General features: G+C 70.2%; 4 protein-coding genes. 1 reads left to right on the forward strand and 3 read right to left on the reverse strand.

Annotation, left to right across the window (positions count from 1 at the left end):
• Positions 1 to 116: 116 nt before the first annotated feature.
• From ACFWEP_RS31785 to ACFWEP_RS31795, 3 genes are all read right to left on the reverse strand, one after another.
• Positions 117 to 455, reverse strand: a complete 339-nt coding sequence (locus ACFWEP_RS31785) for a P-II family nitrogen regulator (RefSeq protein ID WP_387375326.1) — start codon at positions 453 to 455, stop codon at positions 117 to 119.
• Complete coding sequence (locus ACFWEP_RS31790; protein WP_387375328.1) at positions 452 to 1,801, reverse strand: ammonium transporter; 1,350 nt, start codon at positions 1,799 to 1,801, stop codon at positions 452 to 454. The genes ACFWEP_RS31785 and ACFWEP_RS31790 overlap by 4 nt, the downstream gene beginning before the upstream one ends.
• Before the next feature lie 342 nt (positions 1,802 to 2,143).
• Entirely contained in the window at positions 2,144 to 3,619 is a 1,476-nt protein-coding gene (locus ACFWEP_RS31795) for a hypothetical protein (RefSeq protein WP_387375330.1), read from the reverse strand.
• Positions 3,620 to 4,062: 443 nt separating this feature from the next.
• Between ACFWEP_RS31795 and ACFWEP_RS31800 the strand changes: the two genes are divergently transcribed.
• Positions 4,063 to 4,716, forward strand: coding sequence for a bifunctional DNA primase/polymerase (locus ACFWEP_RS31800; protein WP_387375332.1), 654 nt, complete (start codon positions 4,063 to 4,065; stop codon positions 4,714 to 4,716).
• Positions 4,717 to 4,756: the final 40 nt, after the last annotated feature.

Below are 4,756 nucleotides of genomic sequence, written 5' to 3' on the forward strand. Positions count from 1 at the left end.
CCTGCTGGAGGAGGCGCAGCCGGGCCGCCGCGTAGCCGCTGGGTCCCGAGTCTTCGGTTTCGGTGGTCACTTCGGTACTCGTCACCCAGCTGCCTTCCGTTTTACGGGCGTCGGTGTCAGAGGGCGTCCGGGCCGCGTTCGCCGGTCCGTACCCGGACCGCCGTCTCGACCGGCACGCTCCAGACCTTGCCGTCACCGATCTTGCCGGTGCGGGCCGCCTTCACGACGACGTCGATGAGCTGTTCGGAGTCCTCGTCCTCGACCAGGACCTCGATGCGGATCTTCGGTACGAGGTCGACGGTGTACTCGGCACCGCGGTAGACCTCGGTGTGGCCGCGCTGGCGTCCGTAGCCGCTGGCCTCGGTCACCGTCAGCCCCTGGACGCCGAAGGTCTGGAGGGCCTCCTTGATCTCGTCCAGCCGGTGGGGCTTCACGACCGCCGTGATGAGCTTCATGCGTCCACCTTCTTGTTCGGAGCTGCCGGGGTGTCGAGGACCGGTGCCGCGGTGCGGGAGGACGCACCGCCGCCGGCTCCGCTGAAGTCGTACGCGGTCTCGGCGTGCTCGACCTGGTCGATGCCGGAGATCTCGTCGTCCTCGGTGACCCGCATCCCGATCGTCTTGTCGACGAGGAAGGCGAGGACCGCGGACACCACCAGAGAGTAGGCCAGGACGGAGAAGACTCCTACGGCCTGCTTGCCGAGCTGGTCGAGGCCGCCGCCGTAGAAGAGGCCCTTGGCGTCGGACTGGACTCCGCCGGTGGCGAAGAACCCGATGAGCAGCGAGCCGACGACACCGCCGACGAGGTGGACGCCGACGACGTCGAGCGAGTCGTCGTAGCCGAACTTGTACTTCAGGCCGACCGCCATGGCGCAGAGGAGACCGGCGATGGCACCGACCGCGATCGCGCCGAGCGGGCTGACGGCACCACCCGAGGGGGTGATGGCGACGAGTCCGGCGACGGCGCCGGAGGCGGCACCGAGGGTGGTGAAGGAACCGTGGCGCAGCTTCTCGTACCCGAGCCAGGCGAGCATCGCGGCGGCGGTGGCGACCTGCGTGTTGACGAACATCACGGCGCCCACGCCGTCGTCGTTGCCGAGCCAGGAGCCGGCGTTGAAGCCGAACCAGCCGAACCACAGGAGGCCGGCGCCGAGCATGACGAGCGGCAGGCTGTGCGGCCTCATCGGGTCGCGCTTGAAGCCGACGCGCTTGCCGATCACGAGGATCACACCGAGGGCCGCCGCACCCGCGTTGATGTGGACGGCCGTACCGCCGGCGAAGTCGATGACGCCCAGCTCGAAGAGCCAGCCGCCGGCGCCCCAGACCCAGTGGGCGACGGGGAAGTAGACCACGGTCACCCAGAGGGTGATGAAGAGCGCCCAGGCGGTGAACTTCACGCGGTCGGCGAGAGCACCGCTGATCAGGGCGGGGGTGATGATGGCGAACATCAGCTGGAAGACGGCGAAGACGTACACCGGGATGGTGTAGCCGTCCCAAAGCTCGGTCAGACCGATTCCGCTGAGGCCGACGTAGTCGGACGACCAGCCGATGAGGGAGCCGGAGTCGGTGCCGAAGGCGAGGCTGAATCCGTAGAGCACCCACAGGATCGTCACGATCCCGAGGCTGATGAAGCTCATCATCAGCATGTTCAGGCTGCTCTTGACGCGGACCATGCCTCCGTAGAAGAAGGCCAGGGCCGGGGTCATGAGCATCACCAGGGCCGAGCAGATGAGCATGAACCCGGTGTTGGCGGCAGACAGCTGGGGGGTGTCTGCGGCAAGCGTCGTGATGCCTGGGGGCATCGGCGTCTCCTCGTCGTCGGAGCGGCCGCGGCGTGCGGGGGAAGGCTGCGGGACCACTGGGAAAGGTGCGGGCCTTATGCGCCATGAGATTGGCGGAGCACCGTTTCCACGGATGCCGCTCGGTGTTTCGCCGCAGTGACGAAGCCGCCGGGAGTGTTACGTCGGCATGAACCCGGAGCGACGTAACCGGTGTCCCGCCTACCATGCGGTCCATGCCGCATACGGTGCGGTTGAAATCCCGCGACACGCGAACCGGCCACGGCGGCCCCCCGCCCACCTGGCACGAAAGAGCCTGCCGGTGGTCTCGGGGTGGCCGCCGCGGCCGGTGGGCGCGGCGCCGGATCAGATCGCTTCGGCGGTCTCCGGCAACTGGTCGCCGAGCGCCTCGGTGAGGTGCGCGACGTCGGCCACGTCCCCGAAGTCCCTGGCAGCGGCGTCGACGGTCTTGCGCAGACGGGTGTTGACCCGCTCGGACCGGACCTTCTTGGCGACGGCGAGTGCCTGGCCGGCCAGCACCATCGACTTTTCGGGCTCGCGCTTGAGCAGATGGACGGTGGCCATGCCGATGAGGTTGAGCGCGTAGCTGCGGTGGTGCTCGTCGTCCTCGGCGAAAAGCTCGACGGCTCTGGCCATGGCGGGTTCGGCGAGCGAGGCGTACGTGGGACTGCGGCCGGCGACATAGGCCAGGTCACGGTAGGAATGGGCGTTCTCGCCGTTGAGTTCGGCCTCGGAGAAGAACTTGATCCAGTCGGGCTCGGGCTCGTCGTCCAGACCGGCGTCGAGGAAGGTGTCCTCGGCCATGCGGACCGCGCGCTTGCACTTTCCGGGCTGGCCCATGTTGGCGTAGGCGCGGGCCTCCATCGCATACAGCATCGACTGGGTGCGTGCGGTCGCGCACTCCCGGCTGCCGTACTGCGCGAGGTGGATCAGCTCCAGGGCGTCGTCCGGGCGGCCGAGGTGGATCATCTGCCGGCTCATGCTGGAGAGGACGTACGAGCCCAGCGACTTGTCCCCGGCTTCCTTGGCCGCGTGCAGGGCGAGGACGAAGTACTTCTGGGCGGTGGGCTGGAGGCCTACGTCGTAGCTCATCCAGCCTGCCAGCTCGGCGAGTTCGGCGGCGCAGCGGAAGAGCCGGACGGCGGTGGCGGCGGGCTGGGGCTCCTGCAACAGGTCGGTGACCTCGTGGAGTTGGCCGACGACCGCCTTGCGGCGCAGCCCGCCGCCGCACTGCGCGTCCCACTGGCGGAACATCGCCGTGGTGGATTCCAGCAGGTCGAGTTCGGGCTTGGAAAGACGGGACGGGCGGCGGGCGGCGGCGGGCGATTCGGGTTCGGCCGGGCCAGTGGGGGCGACCGGCACCAGCCAGCGCTGCATGGGCTCGATCAGTGTGGGTCCGGCGGCGAGCTGGAGCGAGGAGCCGAGGAAGCCCCGGCGGGCGAGCATCAGGTCGCTGCGGGAGAACTCGCTGAGCAGGGCGACGGTTTGGGGGCCCGCCCAGGGCAGGTCCACTCCGGAGACGGACGGCGACGTGTGGGCGGTCCGCAGCCCGAGGTCCTCCACGGCGACGACGCTGCCGAAGCGCTCCGAGAAGAGTTCGGACAGGATGCGCGGGATCGGCTCGCGGGGCTGTTCGCCGTCGAGCCACCGCCGCACGCGCGAGGTGTCGGTGCTGATGTGGTGGGCACCCATCTGGCGGGCCCGCCGGTTGACCTGGCGCGCGAGCTCACCCTTGGACCAGCCGCTGCGCACGAACCATGATCCCAATTGCCCGTTGGGGCGCTTTCCGGCATTCGTATCGCCTGCGCCACTGCCACTCACCGGAACGCCCCCATCTCGCCGAAACCTCTTCGTGCGAACCTCTGCCCGGCTACCCAGAATGCCGTAACCCGGTACCGCCCGTACGGAAGTCGTCCGCCATCGAACAAGAAAACGGGTTGCCACCGGCATACCCGCGGGTGCTCATACTCCCAGAGTCCGTGTACCGACGGTAATCCTACGATCACCCTCGCCGCGAGGGCGAATTCAGAAACGCCACCATTCGCCACCCCCTCGAATGAAGCTGTCCGGCGCGGGGCGCGCTTGACTTGACAGGCGCCGAACAACAGGGGGCGCGAAGGAGTGCTTCGGGTTGCGCGGATCGAATCGTGCACGGCCGAGTACTCCCGTGCGCCGCCCATTCGGGGGCGACCACCGGCGGGCTGCCGGACCGCGGGACCCCGCCGCCACGTAACCATCGGCGCTCCGGACCCGTTGGAGGGGGCATGGGCTTCACGATCGGCGGCATCCGTGAGCTGCGATCCGGATCGCGGCGACGCGACCGCACGGCCGGGAGTACGGCCGTGGCGGAGTACACCGGTCTGTGGGGATGGGCCGTACGGCCCGGCGCCCGCGCACGGACCGGCTCCCGCGTCTGCTCCTGCGGAGACCGGCGCTGCGCCGCACCAGGCGCCCATCCGCTGGAGTCCGCCCGCGAGGTTCCCGCCGGAGCCTCCCTCGACGACGCGGCCTGCGCCTGGGCCGAGGTCCCCGGGGCCCCGATGATGCTGCCGGTGGGCCGAGCCTTCGACATCCTGGAGGTGGCGGAGGCGGCCGGCCGGCGGGCGCTGGTCCGGCTGGAGCGGATGGGGCTGCCGCTCGGCCCGGTGGCGGTGACCCCGGACGGACGGGCGCAGTTCTTCGTCGCCCCCGGAGCCGCCGCCCAGCTTCCGGAGCTGCTCTACCGGATGGGCTGGGACGACGCCCCGCTCGATCTGCGTGCCCTCGGGCCGGGCACCCACATCACCGCGCCGCCCTGCGACCTCGGCGGCCTCGGCCCGGTGCGCTGGCTGCGCCCGCCCGCTCTGGACACGGCGGCCGCTCCCCCGCCGGCCCGGCTGCTGCTCGGCACCCTGGCGTACAGCTGCCACCGTACGTAGAGGTCCCGGAACGCCGATGGGCGGCGGCCCCGGTCGGGGC

Source organism: Streptomyces sp. NPDC060198, from assembly GCF_042728415.1.
Taxonomy (GTDB): Bacteria; Actinomycetota; Actinomycetes; order Streptomycetales; family Streptomycetaceae; genus Streptomyces.

Bases quoted from the DNA above. Each gene is read 5' to 3' on its own strand.
- ACFWEP_RS31790 (WP_387375328.1), bottom strand. From the start codon at position 1,801: ATGCCCCCAGGCATCACGACGCTTGCCGCAGACACCCCCCAGCTGTCT.
- ACFWEP_RS31785 (WP_387375326.1), bottom strand. From the start codon at position 455: ATGAAGCTCATCACGGCGGTCGTGAAGCCCCACCGGCTGGACGAGATC.
- ACFWEP_RS31800 (WP_387375332.1), top strand. From the start codon at position 4,063: ATGGGCTTCACGATCGGCGGCATCCGTGAGCTGCGATCCGGATCGCGG.